The 18034-nt window shown below is 37.2% G+C and carries 9 protein-coding genes; 5 read left to right on the top strand and 4 right to left on the bottom strand.

Going from position 1 to position 18034, the window contains the following annotated elements; genetic code table 11:
- Window positions 1–548 precede the first annotated feature (548 nt).
- The 5 genes from FJR09_RS02030 to FJR09_RS02010 all read left to right on the top strand — a co-directional run bounded on the left by FJR09_RS02030 (window position 549) and on the right by FJR09_RS02010 (window position 5140).
- Window positions 549–2072 carry a hypothetical protein gene (locus FJR09_RS02030; RefSeq protein ID WP_168654005.1) on the top strand — a complete coding sequence of 508 codons (1524 nt, stop codon included), beginning with the start codon at window positions 549–551 and terminating at the stop codon, window positions 2070–2072.
- 322 nt (window positions 2073–2394) lie between these two features.
- Window positions 2395–3954: a tetratricopeptide repeat protein gene (locus tag FJR09_RS02025; protein WP_015080403.1), complete on the top strand. Its 1560-nt coding sequence runs from the start codon at window positions 2395–2397 to the stop codon at window positions 3952–3954.
- A 153-nt stretch (window positions 3955–4107) separates the two neighbouring features.
- Entirely contained in the window at window positions 4108–4347 is a 240-nt protein-coding gene (locus tag FJR09_RS02020; protein ID WP_015080402.1) for a type II toxin-antitoxin system HicB family antitoxin, read from the top strand.
- Window positions 4344–4574 carry a type II toxin-antitoxin system HicA family toxin gene (locus FJR09_RS02015; protein ID WP_015080401.1) on the top strand — a complete coding sequence of 77 codons (231 nt, stop codon included), beginning with the start codon at window positions 4344–4346 and terminating at the stop codon, window positions 4572–4574. The genes FJR09_RS02020 and FJR09_RS02015 overlap by 4 nt, the downstream gene beginning before the upstream one ends.
- Before the next feature lie 215 nt (window positions 4575–4789).
- A complete protein-coding gene (locus tag FJR09_RS02010; protein WP_174782864.1) occupies window positions 4790–5140 on the top strand; it encodes an endonuclease domain-containing protein in 351 nt (116 codons plus the stop codon).
- A 361-nt stretch (window positions 5141–5501) separates the two neighbouring features.
- Here FJR09_RS02010 and FJR09_RS02005 read toward each other — a convergent pair whose 3' ends face one another.
- The 4 genes from FJR09_RS02005 to FJR09_RS01990 form a co-directional block, all read right to left on the bottom strand.
- The gene (locus tag FJR09_RS02005; RefSeq protein WP_168652583.1) at window positions 5502–5714 is read right to left on the bottom strand and encodes a hypothetical protein; all 213 of its coding nucleotides are present in this window, start codon (window positions 5712–5714) and stop codon (window positions 5502–5504) included.
- A 266-nt stretch (window positions 5715–5980) separates the two neighbouring features.
- On the bottom strand, window positions 5981–15268 hold the full coding sequence (locus tag FJR09_RS02000) for a DUF4114 domain-containing protein (protein ID WP_168652582.1): 9288 nt from the start codon (window positions 15266–15268) through the stop codon (window positions 5981–5983).
- 474 nt (window positions 15269–15742) lie between these two features.
- Window positions 15743–16924 (bottom strand): aldo/keto reductase, encoded by a 1182-nt coding sequence (locus FJR09_RS01995; protein ID WP_015080397.1) that lies wholly within the window; start codon window positions 16922–16924, stop codon window positions 15743–15745.
- 33 nt (window positions 16925–16957) lie between these two features.
- Complete coding sequence (locus FJR09_RS01990; RefSeq protein WP_015080396.1) at window positions 16958–17878, bottom strand: TIGR01777 family oxidoreductase; 921 nt, start codon at window positions 17876–17878, stop codon at window positions 16958–16960.
- Window positions 17879–18034: the final 156 nt, after the last annotated feature.

The following is an 18034-nucleotide window of genomic DNA, read 5'->3' as shown; positions in this document are numbered from 1 at the left end:
GTTCGCGCAAGCGTGCCGGAGGCATTCAGCTAACATTACCCCAGAAATGGGAGGCTCTTCGGAGCAACACATTATGCGTACAGAGTTGGGAAATTTGAATCGGTAATTGTCCCGTTGAAAGTACACCACAAAAGTACCCCGAATTTCTCAACTCCAAGGCGGTAATGAAAAAATATTCACAGCGGTTAAAACCGCCCGTGTCGTTTCCCTCTCAGGGCTAAAGCCGCTGAGTTTCACGCTTACCGGGTATTCTTATGACAAAATAGCCTAAAAGATCAAAAATAATTGAGAAGACACAAATTTCAGGAGTTAATCAGTTTTACCTTGAGTATTATTATTTCCCTTCCCTAAGTAGATGATACTGTGGGATATTAACTTCATTATTGAGCAATACCTTCGCCAAATTGAAAAAAGCCTTGATTCGTAGGTTGGGTTGTTGCTTAACCCAACAAAGCAAAAATGGCGCAGGTATTATGAAGATAACCCCTGAATTCTTTGTTGATAAAATTTCTATTCAAGTTTAACTGATCAGAATCAACCATAACAGTATGTCTTACGTATCTCTCCTAAAAAACATACCAGAAATATTCAGCCAACCAACGGGAATAGCCGCTATAGCTTCCCTTGGTATCCACGGCGCTATTGCCTTAATTGTGCCATTAATGCCAGTTAACTCTGGTCAATCTTCTAAAACTGACTCACCCAAAGCAGTGGGATTGATGGAACTGAGTACCGCTGATCAAAGCCGATTACCACAACCCCCTAGTACATCCCCAGTAGCTTTACAGCAACCCCAATTACCGCTACAGCAACAACTACCAGGTGCTAATTCAAGCAGTCTATTAACTAACTATCCCGCTTTACAACCGGAATTATCTAGTCAGTCGGTATTACCAGCTATTCCGAGTTCGCCAACTAACTTGAACCTTTCTTATCTGCCTAGCAAGCAATCTATTGAAAGATTGACTCGCAATGATTTACAGATAGCAATGTCTAGATTACCAAGAAGTACATATACTCCCTCGACTTCCTCGACTTCTCCTTTTGTCAATAATCTAGATCAGAGAATGAAAGAAACCGGATCTCTCGGTATTAATCGGTTACCAGAACTGCGACAAAGTCATGAAATACCTGGAGAACCACTGAATAATCCGTCTGCTGAAGCTATTGATATTGGCAGTACAACAACAGCAGGTATTTCACCACCACAAACAGTGGCCTCAGGAAATAATGCTGTTAAGATTCCTCAAGGTGGGGAAAAATTAGCTTTAACAGATAATTCTAGGGGACAATCGCCAGAAATCATCACAAATGAATCTGAATCAAAAGGTAAAAAAACTGAACAATTACTGGCTAAACTGAACTCCTACAATACTCTTAGACAAAATATTCGTCAAGAATATCCCAATGTTAAAGAGAAAGGGGTAATTCGTGAAACCATCTCTACAGATACACCGGAGATGGAAGGGACAGTTGTGGGTAGATTAGTTGTAGATCCAGATGGTAAGGTTTTAGATATTAAATTCCAAGCAGGAACAGAATCGCCTAAGTTACAATCTAAGGCTAGGGAATTTTTCAGTGCTAATCCACCTCAAGCTGATAAGCAGTTAATTAGCTCTTATCCTTTCCAACTCAAGTTCCAAAATAATCCCAATTCTACGGGAGTAAGTTCTAAGATTCAACCAACAGCCACTTCAAATTCTCAAAAATTACCTGAAGTGCAAATCAAACCTTCACTAACACCAAATTCTCAAAAATTACCTGAAGTGCAAATCAAACCTTCACTAACACCAAATTCTCAAAAATTACCTGAAGTGCAAATCAAACCTTCACTAACACCAAATTCTCAAAAATTACCTGAAGTGCAAATCAAACCTTCACTAACACCAAATTCTCAAAAATTACCTGAATCTGAAAATACTAAAAATCGTCCCGAAACTCCATCAGTAAATACTTCTAATTCTGTCACTTCTGAAAAATCCAGTAGTAATTCGCCGGCTGTATCTACTGAATCTAATCAAAAACTTATCCAAACCTTACGCCAAATCAAGGAAGAAAGAAAAAATCCTTAGCACCATGATCAAGGATCTGGTGCGTTACGTTATCGTTAACACACCTTACGTATTTTTGAAGAATCAAACCGGATTTCTATAGATTTGTAAGGGTTTAGCAGTGTTTATTGGTGTCAACGTAAGAACCGCCAGGGAATAAATTCCCTGTCTCATAGCTCAAGTCCGTTAAAACGGACTAATAAATTTTGCTAGTGTTTAGTCATCAAAAGAGAACTTTCGATATTAGCAAGGAACTTGAGTTCGGCATGGGGTTTTGCGTTAAGTTGACACCAATGAAGCTCTTGCTTTACCCTTACATAAAAAGACCGCAGAAATATTAGACATGGATTGGATTACTCTCCTGCGATCGCTACAATCTGACTTTCTGAAAAGGTTAACATCTAGTTGTCTACTTCATTGTGAAATAGAAGGTCAACATAGTGAATTAACTATCATTTCTGGTGAGAGATTAAAGGCATTACGGGAATTTTGCTGGTTAATGGCGGAAAAATATAAACGCACTTCCCCAGTCCGTGACGTTTTTATTAATAATCTTAAAGGTAAATTAGGCGAGGAAGTTGTTAAAGAAAGATTAGCGGATTTTATTACGGAAGTAGATTATGAAAAACGCTTTGGTGGTGATGGTAAAAGTGATTTTACACTCACTGCTAATTCTGTAATTGGCGTTGAAGTCAAATCTCGTCACGGTAGTATTGATAGAGTTAGATGGTCAGTGAGTGCAGAAGAAGTGGAAAAAAATGCAGTAATTGTTTGTATTTTGATTCAAGAAGAAGTCAATGAAGCTCAATCTGCATATCACCTTTTTTTAGCTGGATTTCTCCCCACGCAAATGATTAAATTGAAAACTGGGAAAATTTCCTTTGGAATTAATCAATTATTGTATGGTGGTGGTTTATTTTCCTATTTAGAACAATTTTCAATTTCGGCAAATTCTCATAAATCTGATTTACCTCAAAGTCAAATAATTAAACCCCAATCTACACCTGTTGATTTAACTATTTTTTATTTAAATCTCGGTGATGAATATTTCCAAAAAGGGGAATATGCAGCGGCAATTAATAGTTACAATCAAGCTCTACAGTTTAATAATAGTGATGCTGATATTTATTATAAACTCGGTTTAGTTAATTATCAATTAGGTGAATATCACACAGCAATTACTAATTATAGTCAAGCAATAAATATTAATATAAATCATCCTCAAGCTTACAATCAAATAGGTTTAGTACATTATCAAATAGGTAATTATCACATAGCCATAGAAGCTTACACCCAAGCAATTAGAATTAATCCTCATATTGCGATTAATTATAAAAATCGTGCTGATGTTCGTTCTCATATTGGTGATACTCAAGGAGCAATTGAAGATTATAATCAGGCAATTAACCTTAATCCTGATTATGCTACCACGCAAAAAGATAGACAAATATCTCGATATTTATTAGATAAACAACAGCAATTAAAGCAAATAATTGATATTGATCCTCATGATGCTATTGGTTATAAAAATCGTGGACATGATCGGGTTGAATTAGGAGATTATGAAGGAGCAATTACTGATTATAATCAGGTAATTCAAATTAATCCTGATGATATTGATGCTTATTATTGTCGGGGTAATGCTCATTTTGATTTAGGAAAATATGCAGCAGCAATTGCCGATTATACTCAGGTAATTAAAATGAATTTTCACTATGTTAATGCTTATTATAATCGAGGAAATGCCCTATTAGAAATTGCAGATAAACAGGGAGCAGTTGAGGATTTCCATAAAGCAGCAAATTTATATTGGCAAGCAGGAAAATTAGCAGAATATAAAGATACACAAGCTAGAATAATAGAATTAGAAATAGAAGCATCTTTAGATATTTTAAATTTCTAATATCAATTTTTTGTGGTACAGAATCATAAAATCATCCGTCTTTATCTGCGTTTATCTGCGTTTATCTGCGGTCAATAATTATTAAAATCTGACTTTAAAATTTATCAAAACAGTTTATAATAAAATAGTTATTAGTGAGTAACTTACAAGTATATGAATAATCAGGGCAAACAAGTTTATAATTACACCGTCATTCTCGAAAGGGAAGAAGATGGAGGCTATCATGCTTTTTGTCCCCTTCTTAAGGGCTGTCATTCTCAAGGAGATACTTTTGAAGAAGCGATCGCCAATATCACAGAAGCTGTAGAATTATATCTTGAAAGTCTCATGGCTGATAATCAACCTATTCCTAAAGAAGATTTTATTGTCAAGCCATTAACTGTTTTAGTATGAGTATTTTTCCAAGTGTCAAAGCTAAAGAGTTTATTAAAGTTGTTGAAAAATTAGGTTTTTATTTTGATCGTCAAAAGGGCAGTCACGTCATTTACAAGCATAATGATGGGCGTAGGGTTGTTATTCCTATTCATTCGGGAAAAGATATCAAACAAGGTACTTTAACAGGAATGATTCAAGATGTTGGTATTGATAAAGAAACATTCTTCAATTTGTTAGGAAGATAGGAGATACTTCTCAAATCCTCCATTTTTTTAAATTGTCGGTTATATTTAATTAACGCATCCTAAAAGCTTGCACTATCGCCTATTTCACAGTACCATCATCGCTATTTCAATAACCAAACCAACCTGAACGCCTATTTCACAAGAGTGCGATCGCACCATAGGTTAAAATAGAACTCAAAAAGCCCCCCTTTCTAAGGGGGGTTGGGGGGATCAAAATGTATTTACCATACAACAAAAACCTTGTACCAAGAGCCAAGGAATTAAGAAAAAATATGACTTTGGCAGAGAAAAAACTCTGGTATGACTATTTACGGGATTTCAAATATAGAGTTCATCGTCAACGCCCTATTGATAACTTTATTGTAGATTTTTACTGTCCTCAATTAAAGTTAGTCATTGAGGTAGATGGTGATAGTCACTACACAGAAAATGCTCAGGAGTGCGATCGCCAAAGAACGGAAATATTACAAGGTTACGGTTTAAAAGTGATTAGGTTTAATAATCATGATGTGTTGGATAATTTAGCTGGTGTTGTGACTATTATTGAAGGATTAGATCCCCCCTAACCCCCCTTACTAAGGGGGGAACAAGAAATAAGAAAGTTACCCTTTTTAAGTAAGGAAATATATCAATCAAAGTCCCCCTTTCTAAGGGGGATTTAGGGGGATCTCATTGCCGGATTAGATCCCCCCTAACCCCCCTTACTAAAGGGGGGAACAAGAAAGAAGAAAGTCCCTCCTTTTAAGTGGGAAATAAATCAATCAAAGTCCCCCTTTCTAAGGGGGATTTAGGGGGATCTCATTGAAGGATTAGATCCCCCCTAACCCCCCTTTCTAAAGGGGGGAACAAGAAAGAAGAAAGTTCCCCTTTTTAAGTAAGGAAATATATCAATCAAAGTCCCCCTTTTTAAGGGGGATTTAGGGGGATCTAGATCAATTCCGATACTTTACAAACACCTCTAAACTCCATCCCATTCAACCCAAGGCGTAGTGATTCACCATTCCATTCACGATGAAGCTCAAAGGTTGTTTGTAATTGTAAACGTCTTTTATTTAATTGCCAATTAAATATTGATGAGATAACAGCACCACTAATTAAAGCTCCAGGAAGGGCGCTAATAATTGAATTCAGCCACATCATTGTTTCACTCCTCCAATTGTTATACTAAATATTTATAAAAAACATTTTTTATTATTTTGAAAATGATGCTTAGGTAATGAAAAAGTAGGGTGTGTAAAGCCCTTCGGGCATGGCTACGCTAGAGCGACAGCGTAACGCACCAAATTAATAATATGGGTGGTGCGTTACGGCGGATTGTTAATGTTGTTTTTTTGCCCAAATTTGTAGCCGCCTAACGCACCCTACAAGATCAGCGATCGCACTACAAGATCCGCGATCACACTTAATTAGTTGCCCTTACCCTTATGCCTATTAAGAATTGTTCTGCAATTCTTAATGAATTTCCATTTCTCATCAATTTGGTCTTCATGCTTAGGGTCAGGAATATTGTTATAACATTGTTTAGTAATCTCTTGTCTAAGATTAATACACTTAAGAACTCTATTAATTTTGTCCAGAATTACGTCAGGATCATCATCCCCATTACACGCTGGGGTCTCACACATTTCATCTTTATAGTTTTCCAAATATTTTAGTCTATCGTCATCACAGGTTCTTTCTTTTGTTTTTGTATTAGGTTTTGCATCAGTGTTAACACGAACTTTCTCTGTTAAATATGTGGCGATGTCATATGAATAATAAAGATATAGAGAATATACGGTAACAGTCATAGCTACTGCTCCTCCGAGTAAGGGGAGGTATTCGACCATAGCGGCACGTCCACTCGGGTCAGTGTAAATGACCGGATTAGCATTAGCATATAAATAATCATGCAACGTTATCGGCTGATTATTGTAACCCTCAAAAGGATCAGTCGAAACAAACCGCCCCGTAGCAGAATCATAATACCTTGCACGTAAATAATAACCATCTACCGCATCATCAAACTGCTCACCAGCAAACAGATAATTATTATCCGCATCCCCCACTTTACGGGTTAAATTACCATAAGCATCATAATCATATTCAACAACAACAGCCCCATTATTATCTGTTAATAGACGAGTGCTACCTAAACCATCTACTTGATAATAAATACGATTATTGCCATTATCTTGAGAAATCAAATCCCAACCATGAGTATAGGTAGTCTTAACATCACCATTAACTTGATATTCCTCAATTACTTGGGCATATTGCTGTTGATTATTGTCAATTAAAAAGCGAGTTTCTTCACCATCAACATTAATAGCGACTCGAATCCCAATATGATCATATTCAAATTCAATTCGTCCCGTTTCGCCATTTTCCGTGACTTCTACTGCTGTTAATTCCCCTTTAGCATTCCATTCATATTCAGCTTGAGTTGTGCCATTTTCAACTTTAGCTTTGAGATTACCTTCATTATCATATTGATAGTTTGTAACCTTACCGCCAAGGGTTTCTTGTAATAATCGGTCATTATCATCATAAGTGTAGGTAGTTGTTCCCTCAACAGAATCTATCTTTTGTAAACGATTACCTACAGCATCAAATTGATATTGAATAGTCTTATTAGCAACAACAGAATCAGTGGTTTTTTCTTGGGTGAGACGATAAAGATCATCATAACTATATTCAACAATCCGCCCGTCATTTTCCTCCACTTTTAGACGATTACCCATACCATCTAAAGTGTAGGTATAACTAGAAATAACATTCGTTTGATTGCGATTTTCCAGGTAAGTTAAACGGTTTAAAAGGTCATATTGTTGATTTTCAATCACACCATTCCCAAACTTAGTTTTAATCAAATTACCTACAGCATCATAATCATAGTCAGTCACCCCATTATCAGCGTCTTTGACTGTATCAATGCGGTTGATTTTATCGTAGGTGTAAGTAGTTGTGCTGGAGGGAACGATTAAAGTAAGGATATTTCCTGCATTATCATAGGTATATTGAATCTTACGGCTATCAGGTTCAGTCCGAGAAATTAACCTATCACGCTCATCATAAACATAACTTGTCACTCCTCGATTATCGGTAACAGTGACTAATTCTCCTGTAAGAGTATAGGTAAAAGTTTCTGTTGGTGTACCATCAGAGAAAGATTTTTCAATCAACCAATTACGCTCATTGTATTTATAAGTAGTAACAACACCGTTAAAATCTGTCACCTCAATTAAATTGCCAATCTTATTATGAATTGTCTCATTTTCTTGTCCTTCCGGTAAAATTGTGGCTTGAAGACGGCGTAAACTATCATATTCAAACTTAGTGATATTTCCATTTGCGTCTTTTTGTTCAATTAAATTACCCACCGCATCATATTTATATTCCGTGCGTTGATTTAAAGCATCAATTACCGTCGTCAATCTTCCTAGTGCGTCATATTCATAATTAGTGGTATTTCCTGCTAAATCGGTTTCTGCAATGACTCGTCCTAACCCATCATAACTGGTGGTCATTGCCGTATTATTAGCGTAATTTGTAGAATTTAAACGATCTAAATCATCATAACCGTAAATAGTTTTACGCCCTAAAGCGTCAGTCATGGAAATTTGTCGCCCGTCTGCATCATAAGTATAGGTGGTGACTTCATTTAGGGCATTAGTCCGGCTAATTAGGCGTTCAGCATTATCATATTTTAATTCAGTCCGATTGCCTAATTCGTCAATTTCCGCAATCACTAATCCGGCTTTATCGTATTCTTTCTTAGTGCGAGGATTATCGTTTAAATCATTAGGGGTACTATCAGGATAAATAACCTCAATTTGTCGTCCTAATTTGTCATAGACATAGTAGGTTTTACGCCCTAATTCATCAGTAAAAATCGTTAACCGATCTAAAGCATCATATTCATTTTTGGTGTGAGGATTATCGGTTAGAATATCTGGAGTGCTATCAGGAAGGATAGTTTCAATTAATAAACCGCGCTCATTATAACGGTATTCTGTCCGTCTTCCCAATGCGTCAATTTCCGCAATTTTTTCTCCTGCGGCGTTGTATTCTGTTTTGGTAATACCTCTTGCACAACCACAGCTACTACCTTCAGGATCAGCTTTTTCAATTAACCGCCCTTGTGCATCATAGATGTAATTGGTAATTGCTCCTAAAGCATCGGTGACACTTTTAACCCGTCCATTATTATCATAAGTAAAGGTAGTTTTTGCACCAGTAGGATCGATTAATTCAGTGAGATTGCCAAAATTATCATAACTAAAAGTGCTGGTTTTATTATTAGCATCAATGACTTTTGTTAATAATCCATTTGCACCATAGTTATAGGTAGTGACATTACCTTCTGCATCTTCTCGTTGAGTGAGATTGCCACTAACATCATAAGTGTAAGTGGTTTTATTGCCTAAAGCATCGGTTTCTGTAAGGATGTCGTTTTTAGCATTGTAGGTATAGGTTTTAGTGTTACCTTCTCCATCAGTTTCTATAAGCTTATTACCCCGATTATCATAGGTGTAACTGGTGGTATTACCTTCTGGATCTGTTTCACTCAAAAGGTTATTATTAGCGTTGTATGTTCTTAAAGTAATACCTCCCAATTGGTCAACTTCTTGAATCACATTACCTTGTTTATCAAAAATTCGAGTAATGTTATTACCGAAAGGATCTTTGATAGTTTGACTAGAAGCAGCAGCATCAAAGTTAATTTCTAATTCATTGCCATTAGCGTCAATAATCTTGCTAATTTGTCCATTTTCATCGTATTCCGTGCGAACGCTAGTTCTGTTTAACGGATCGATGACTTTAGTGAGGTAGTGGTCGCGTTGAGCTTGATACTTGAAAGTAGTTTCGTTATTAGTGCGATCGCCAAACTCGATGAGATTGCCATTTGTGTCATAGCTGTATTTCAAGGATTTGCCATCGGGGTCAATGATTTCCGTAATCCGCCCCTGAGTATCGCGGATAAAGTCAATTTTTGCTCCCGTAGAACTGGTAATGCCGTTGTCGGTGTAGGTCAGTTTGTTGGCGTTGCGGTCTACTATAGTCTCTAATCCTTCATATTGGTCATAAGTGTACTTTGTCCCATCCTTCGTCGTCAGAATGTAATCGCTGGGATTGTAGGTCAAACCAAACAAGTAGATACCAAAAGAGCCATCCTTCAGGCGCATAATCGGTACATAAGGAACTTCCAAAGTTTCATAAACGCCTGGATCTGGGGTAAATTTCGGTTGCCAAGCATAATAGTCTGGTCCCAAGAAAATTCCAGCACTGGCACTAAACACTTCAGGGGTAAAGGTAAAGCCCACACGCCGTCCATCAGGTGTGGTCAGTGTTACCCGCGTTCCTTCCGTAAAGGAATTGCCGCCAAAGAAATCATCAAAATTGAGATCGACCCCTGTGGGTGCTGATTCCACAATTTGGGCATCTTGTAAGCCGAGTTCCCAACCATAACCAAAGTCACCTTGGAAATTAGCATCGAGACTGCTATAACGACGAGTCACTTCAATGGGAATTCCGGTTAAGGGAATGGATAGATCGGTATAGTCGAGGCTGAACTCTCCGGGTTTCGTTTGAGAGTCAATGCCGACTCCGAACCCTTCGACTGTGATATTCCCATTAATATCTTGAGCATAGATTCTGACAAAGTAATTATCGTTACGATAAAGAGCAGGATCAATGCTTGCTAATATCCCATCAATATTGCCTGTTCCTTCTGCAATCGTGATGTAATCAGGATCTTTAGCGGCGGGATTACTGAGATCGATTAAGCTAACAGGAGCAAGTTCAACTCGATAAAATTCTAAATTCTGATCGTTAATCTTACCTTTAACTTCTGTCTTTTGACGAATAACCAGATTCAATGGGTCAAAACCACTTAAATCAAGCTTGGCGATCGGGGCTGAGGTGTCATTGGGATCGAATACCCGTACAGAAAGGGTTTCCGTATCCTTATTGCCAGCCAAGTCTGTGGCCGTTGCCACTACTGTAAAGATTCCTGGTTGAGTAAGCTCCACAGAAGCTGTACTGATTCCACCGACAATGGCGTAATCTGGATCTAAAGTTAAGGAATTACCGTCAAAGGAAAGGTCTAAATCAGCCAAACCAACATTATCAAAACCTTGAATTTGTAAGTTAATAGTTTCGCCCCGCTCAAAAACATTACTGCTAAATCCCAGATAGACTTGAGGAACTTCGGTATCAACCGTAACTTCAATAACGTTAAGACTATAGTTTTGCGTAGCTACTCCACCTTTACCATCGCTAACTTCAATCGCTACGGCATTATTGCCAATGGCATTTGGATTCCAAGTAATTAGTCCATTTTCATCAATTGCCATGCCATCTGGAGGATTTTTTAAGGTGTAAGTTAGAGTATCTCCGTTAGCATCAGTAGCTCTTATCTGATAACGATAAGGAACATCAGGAACAGTAAGAGTAACAGGTTCAGAAATAATCAGTGGAGAGCGATTTTCTGAAGTGGATCTTACATTGCCAAAATTAATATTCTCGACAATTCCTCCTACATCTAATTCAACAGTATAGAAGTCAGGTCCAGAAATACTGCCAGTTGGAAAAGTTTGCTTAAAATCAGGTGGAATTATTTCCCGAACAGTGTAATTACCAGACAAAAGGTTATTAAATTCATATTTCCCTGTTTCATCAATATCAAGAGTGCTGAGGTCATCTTCTGCCGTTAATTTAACAGGTTCATCTGGGTCAAGCTTGCCATTATTATTGCTGTCTAAATAAACACTAACTCCTGCTAGTCCTGGTTCATTAAGACCGAACTCCCAAGATAAAATGTCATGATTTCCCCAACCAGCAGCAATACCCGAACCAAAACCAACAAAGAAATTTTCTTGATCTAAAACTTCGGGAATATTAACTATTGTGGAGACAGATACTTCTTGAGGACGTGTATCTCCTTGAGCTACCCTAGCCTCTAAAGTTTGTGATTTGCCATCATAATCAATCCAAACAGTCCAAATTTCTCCATCATTGAAACGACCGTCAATATTAGTTTGTGCTATGGAGTTCAAATCTCCATTCAGATCAATACCGATATGATTTCCACTAACATCACTGATTCCAAAGGGATTATTATTAAAAGTATCTAATTCGATCGCAATGCTATTGAGTAAGCCGCCATAGCCTAGTCCTCCTCCGTAACTACCTAAAGTATCCGTGGGAGAAATAATAAATGTAATACCATCAGCACCTACTCCATCTTCATCAGATATGCCCATACTAGAGGTGATGGCAAATTCAAACTTGGTTGAAAATGATAAAATATTTCCATCTTCATCTACAAGATCAAAAGGATTTTGGAGTAGAGCATTACCAGAAGTGTCAACACGAAAACCTCTATTTCTCGTTAATCTTAAGGCAGTTTCTCCGCTTAAGTCAGACTCAACAATAGTGGTGTCACCTTTTAGGCTTAATCTTGATATGTCGTCAAAATTGGAAAATATCGCTAAATCTCGCAATCCATTTTTATTCAAATCTTCCCACTTTGTACCTCTGATAGTTCCTAGATTCTCATTCATAACATCAACGGTAAAGGTTTGAGTATCCTTTCCACCGCGACCGTCGCTGACTTCGAGATTAAAGTTATAAAATGGTTTCAAAACTCCTGATGGCGTGAAGCTCAATAATCCATCTTCGTCAATTTCTACTTCTTGTAGGGCATTGATAAGAGTATAAGTAAGTGCATCGTTATCAGGGTCAGTCGCTGCGATTTGATAGGTGTAAGTTGTTTGCTGGGTAGTATCGAAAACTGTTCCAGGAGTGCTAGTAATTTCCGGTGCGCCGTTGATTCCTTCCCTGGTCAAAAACTCTTGCTCTGGCCCCTGATTCCCCGCCGCATCTGACACCATCAACGAGTAGGGAGCTTTTCCGGCAGAGGGCAGGGTAACATCATTAAACCTAAATGCCCCCGTCTCATCAGCGACTGCTTTCTGCTGAGTCTCAACCAACATTACTTCCAGACCCGGATCTGTCTGGCCGATGAGGTTAACTTTATAGGCAGTGGTAACGTTATCCCCCTTCTCTCCAGTATCGCTTTCGGAAGCTAATTCAAAGCTCAGAGGCGGAGCAATCCAGTCAAGGGTAAAGCTGACCGTAACTATCTCGGATTCTTGACCAGAGCTATTTTTTGCTTTTAACTCAAGGAGATAAATTCCATTGGGCAAGGTATCATTACTTAAAACATCATATTGCTCAAAAGAGATAGTAAAACTGCCGTCTTCATTCAGCGCACTGCTAATATCGACAAAGCCATTGCCGTTGAGATTCCCTTGCAGAGAAGTAGCCCCCTGTGTCTGTCCGTTAACAGTGGGGTCGAGAGTCAGGCGATCGCTGTTACTTACTCCCGTATCGTTGGTGAGCGCTGCGCTAATGGTTGGAGTTTCAATGTTTTCATCAACATCAATGACGTTGATGGTGAAGTTCTCACTGTAAGTCAGAGAGCTATTACTATTATCAGTGGCAGTAAGGGCGATCGCAATTGTCGGTTCGGTTTCATAATCAAGGCTTTGACCACCTTTAAGCTTTAATTGGAGAATGCCGTTATTGTTGATGACTTCAAAGCGATTGTTGCTGACAGTAACGGTATTGTTGCGGAAGGTAGCTACCGTATCTGGGTCAGTTATTGAGATTGTGGCGATCGCTGCACCAGAAATATTCTCCTCAACAATGTCATTATCTAAGGCAATATCAGTCAATGTTTCATTAACGTTAATAATATCGACAATCAATGATTGTTCATAGCTTAATCCCTTTACATCAGTAGTCCTAACACGAATTCTGTAGTTCGGTTTATCTTCAAAATTAGGGGAATCTTTAATTTTAAGTTCATTTCCAGTAATCGTAAAAGCAATATTATCACTATCTCCCTCTCCAGAAATTAGGTTATAGGTAAAAATGTTTTCTAGATCAGGATCAATAGTATTAAATACTCCAATAACGGTATTATGATTAACATTTTCTTGTTTACTACTTGGCGTTAACTTTAATTCTCTAGGAGCTTGATTTTCATCATTATGCTCACTAATGGGATTTCCTAACTCAAAGCGGAACACTAAGTCATTAAAATCTTTATCTCCACCATCAAAAATATCTTCCCAACCCATTTGGTTACTAGAATAATGAATTAGATGATTTAAGTTATCTGGGTTAGCTTCAGCATAGGAAAAGTAAGCTAAAGCTTCACCATTAGGATTGTTATTGGGATTAGTTTGTAAAAATCCTTGGCTGGTATTGTCAGCAATCAAATACCAACCAATATATTGATTTCCTTCTAGAGAATATTCTTTAACTCCGCTATAGTTACCTTCTCCAAAAGTGACTTGATAATTATCTTGTTTAAAAACTTCTTTTGCATAATTAGCATCATCAGGAGAAATGCCATTAATATTACCATTGATATCATCAACATAATAAAAACCAATTTCGTTTTTATAAGCTGCTTCATTAGATAAAAATTCAACGGTTAATGGCACTGTTTGAGTATTATTTTCTCCAGCTTTAAAGCCCTTCTCGAACACATTAAACACTACATCATTAAAATCTTTATCTCCTCCTCCGGTTAAGTCTTCCCAATTAAAACGATAAATATTATTACCTAGATTGGTGCTGAGAACATGATCAAAATTGTCTGTATTTGCAGATGTAATGGATGAGAAAATATTGATACAATTGGGGTTATTTAAATATTCTGCGCTATTACCATTTTGAATTAAATAAAAACCAACATAATCTCCAGCTTTAAAATCTAGTTGTTTCCAGTTTCCTGCACTACTTCCTTTGCTAAAAATAACTTCGCTTTTTTCTGAATTTAATACTTTTTGGAAATAACCTGCTTGTTGGGGTGAGACTCCATCTATTTTTCCTTCAGGATTATCAAATACTATAATTCCAACTTCATTGTTATATTGTGCTTCTCGTTGTGTCCATTGAAAAACTAAAGTCGTATCTTCAGTTACGGCTAAAGTTTCTCCTATATTGTTAGTTATTTTAAATGCTGATTTTTCAATATTGATAAATTGATCATTAAATTGAATAATTCCATGATCATTTTCTGCTTTTAAGCTATTTAATTCTTCTGATGTCAATGATTGATTAAATACTAGCTTTGCAAAAATATCTCCTTCGTCTCCTTGACTATCTGTCTCATTAATTTGAGCATCAAGAAAATGTCCAAATTCTTCTGTAATTACTTGAGCAATTACTTCTGTTGAATTAGAGTTTACAAACTCATTCCCCAAAAAGATAGTATTAATAGATTCGGCATAAGCTCCATTAGCATTACCTAAAATTTCTGAATTGATAACACTAATTTGTACATCTTTAAAACCGTCATTAATTTGACTTTGTAACAAAGATTGTGCTAAGTTTATTTGATAATCTCCTCCATAAGCAATACCTAACCAGTCATCAATGTTAGAATTAGTGATAAAATTGCTAAACTTTTCTCTGATTAAATAATCCGCAGAGATAATTTTTTCTGGGAGAGAATAATTTGTTATCCCGTTAACTAATTCGCTTTCTATGCTAAATATTGCTGATGTATTTTGAATATGAGTCAAAGGGTTGAAAACTTCGGAGGAAAGCCCATAAGCCCCGTCGCTGTAGGAGGTAGAAATACCTGTTGAAAAAATAGAAAGGTCTTGAGGATTTATTGAAGAATAAAACATAACGAAGACTATCTTTATTCAAAAAATACTGTATACTTGTGACGGCTGAGATTTGAATTTTCACAAGATTACGAAAAACCTAGATGTTTAGGGGTTTAACACTGCTAAACTCTTACCTATAGAATCAGATTATTAAGCTATTTTGAGTATAGTTATTATTACACAAAGCATATCAATTGTGCAATAAGCATAAATACTCAAAAGAGAGTAGTCATTTAGATAGCGCAACGATATTTTAAAACTTGAGCAACAGTTTGTTTTTTTACCTAGCAACATTTCGTAAATAGGCGATTCCTACGGAGCGCTTCGCTATTGCACTACCCATTTTACGATAAAATATTTTGAATTCATTGGATACTTTGAAGAAATATGTGTTTAAAAGCCTGCTTGTAATTCTTGCTCATAGTCTTTAGTCGAAGAATAAATATATGTGAGAACCTAGTATATGATCAAATATACTAGGTTTTGCAGTTTTCAACTCTGAGACAAACGCTTTATCTCTGCACTTCCTAAAATATTGTGGGCTTTCGCCAACATTTGGGGAATTTTTTCAGCTTGGGGACTATTAATAAGACATTCTCGTAAATCTAATTCATCTAACTTATCAGCCCGATTACCAGGAAACCAATGATCAGCTTGTCCTAAGAGATTATAACGCATTTTGCCATAGTCAATCATATCATAAGCCAAAGCCATATTTAACAACCACAAAATCACCCGCATATTTACTTCCCCTGGTGTTTCTTCCCAAGTTGGTAAATTAGTTTCCCAGGTTTTTACCCAATCTTCTCCTAAAATATTGATTGCTTCTGATTCCAATCTGGAAATAATTGGTGGTAGAATTTCTGCCGCATTATCTAATAATTCCAAAGTCTTTAAATGCTCATCAAAATCAGTTGGTTTGGCTGCACCTATACTCAAAGTATGCACTTGAGGATGACTCAAACAAAATAAATCATTAAACACCATTGGACTTAAAGGCGCACACAAATCCACTAACTTTTTGGGAGGTTGATATAATAACCCACCTTTATTAGAAGGGCTAATAATAAATACACCCATATCTAATTTAGTTGCAGCTTCAATAGCAGCCCAGTTCTGGCGATTAATATAGTACCAATGCAAATTCACATAATCAAATTGATTACTATTAATTGCTTGCAAAATTATCTCTGTGGGAGCATGAGTAGAAAAGCCAATAAATCTGATCTTACCTTCAGACTGTAACTGTTTTGCTACTTCTAAACAACCACCTTCACAAATACTATCATTCCAAGTTTCTGCATTATTAATGCCATGTAAACTAAACAAATCAACATAATCTAACTGAAGATAAGCCAAAGATTTTTCAAAGGTTTTGCGAAATTCTTGAGGGTCTGCAACAGGAGAAAGTTTAGTTTGGACTATTAATTTCTCACGGGGAAATTGGGGGAGGATTTTTCCTAACTGCATTTCCGATGTTCCATAACCGCGTGCAGTTTCAATATGATTAATTCCCAATTCTACAGAACGACGAATTACAGCCTCTAAATTTTCCTGATTATCTACGGGAATTTCCTCTGGTGTGACATCTTGCCATTTATATTGATATCGCATTCCTCCGCAGGAAAACACAGGCATTTGTATTTCTGTCCGGCCAAAACGTTTGTATAGCATTTGTGAATTTTTTAACTATCTATTAACTAAGAATTAGGTAAGAATTTGTGTTAGTGCTGATTGCAAATTCGGATATTGATATTCAAAACCTGACTCTAAAGTGCGTTTGGGTAAAACCTGTTGTCCTTCCAAAACCACCTTAGCCCCGTCTCCTAATATAGCTTCTATAGCGAATCCCGGCACAGGCAACCAAGAGGGACGATTCATGACGTTACCCATTGTGGTACTTAAATCATTCATGCGAACTGGTTGAGGAGCAGTGGCATTATATACTCCCTCCATTGTTGGTTTAGTTAAAGCTTGGATAATTAAACTGACAATATCATCTAAGTGAATCCACGAAAACCACTGCTGACCACTGCCAATAGGTCCACCAGCAAAGAGTTTAAAGGGGGTAATCATTTTCCCTAAAGCGCCACCATTACCCAAAACAATCCCAAAGCGTAAAATTACTAACCGCACATTGGTATCTTTTACCTTTCTCGCTTCCGCTTCCCACTCTTGACAGACTTGAGCGAGAAAGTCATTACCAGAAGCACTATCTTCATCAAAACTGGCAGTTTCACTGGTTCCGTAATAACCAATAGCCGAAGTATTGACTAGGACAATGGGGTGAGGATTAGCTTTAGCTATAGCTTCGACAATTTTTTGTGTTCCTAGTTTGCGAGTGTTGAGAATTTCCTGCTTGCGTTCTGGTGTCCAACGTCCCTCAGCAATGGGTTCTCCGGCTAAATTAACTACGCCGTCACAACCAGATATGGCATCTTGCCAAGAGCCGGATACACTGGGGGTATAGGCAATAATTTCTAAGTTAGGAAAAGCTGGGGAGGGAAATACTTTTTGAGCAAAGGTAGGATTGCGGGTTAATACCAAAATTCTATGACCTTCCGTGTGTAGTCTTTCTACCAACCGACTACCCACAAATCCTGTTGCACCACTAATTGCTATTTTCATTGATATTGCTGGTTGTTGATTATACTCAAAACGGCTTGATTGTTTGATTCTAAACGTAGGGGTTTAGCACTGCTAAACCCCTACACATCTGGGTTCTTTGTCATTTGGCAAAAGTTTAAATCTCACCCGTGTTTAGTATACCTACTGAGGAATGGG

The organism is Dolichospermum sp. UHCC 0406 (genome assembly GCF_009712025.1).
Taxonomy (GTDB): domain Bacteria; phylum Cyanobacteriota; class Cyanobacteriia; order Cyanobacteriales; family Nostocaceae; genus Dolichospermum; species Dolichospermum lemmermannii.
This window is presented reverse-complemented; position numbering and strand designations above follow the sequence as displayed.

Excerpts from the sequence above, each read along its gene's own strand:
- FJR09_RS02010 (WP_174782864.1), top strand. The coding sequence starts at position 4,790 with ATGTATTTACCATACAACAAAAACCTTGTACCAAGAGCCAAGGAATTA.
- FJR09_RS02020 (WP_015080402.1), top strand. The coding sequence starts at position 4,108 with ATGAATAATCAGGGCAAACAAGTTTATAATTACACCGTCATTCTCGAA.
- FJR09_RS01990 (WP_015080396.1), bottom strand. The coding sequence starts at position 17,878 with ATGAAAATAGCAATTAGTGGTGCAACAGGATTTGTGGGTAGTCGGTTG.
- FJR09_RS02025 (WP_015080403.1), top strand. The coding sequence starts at position 2,395 with ATGGATTGGATTACTCTCCTGCGATCGCTACAATCTGACTTTCTGAAA.
- FJR09_RS01995 (WP_015080397.1), bottom strand. The coding sequence starts at position 16,924 with ATGCTATACAAACGTTTTGGCCGGACAGAAATACAAATGCCTGTGTTT.
- FJR09_RS02005 (WP_168652583.1), bottom strand. The coding sequence starts at position 5,714 with ATGATGTGGCTGAATTCAATTATTAGCGCCCTTCCTGGAGCTTTAATT.
- FJR09_RS02000 (WP_168652582.1), bottom strand. The coding sequence starts at position 15,268 with ATGTTTTATTCTTCAATAAATCCTCAAGACCTTTCTATTTTTTCAACA.
- FJR09_RS02015 (WP_015080401.1), top strand. The coding sequence starts at position 4,344 with ATGAGTATTTTTCCAAGTGTCAAAGCTAAAGAGTTTATTAAAGTTGTT.
- FJR09_RS02030 (WP_168654005.1), top strand. The coding sequence starts at position 549 with ATGTCTTACGTATCTCTCCTAAAAAACATACCAGAAATATTCAGCCAA.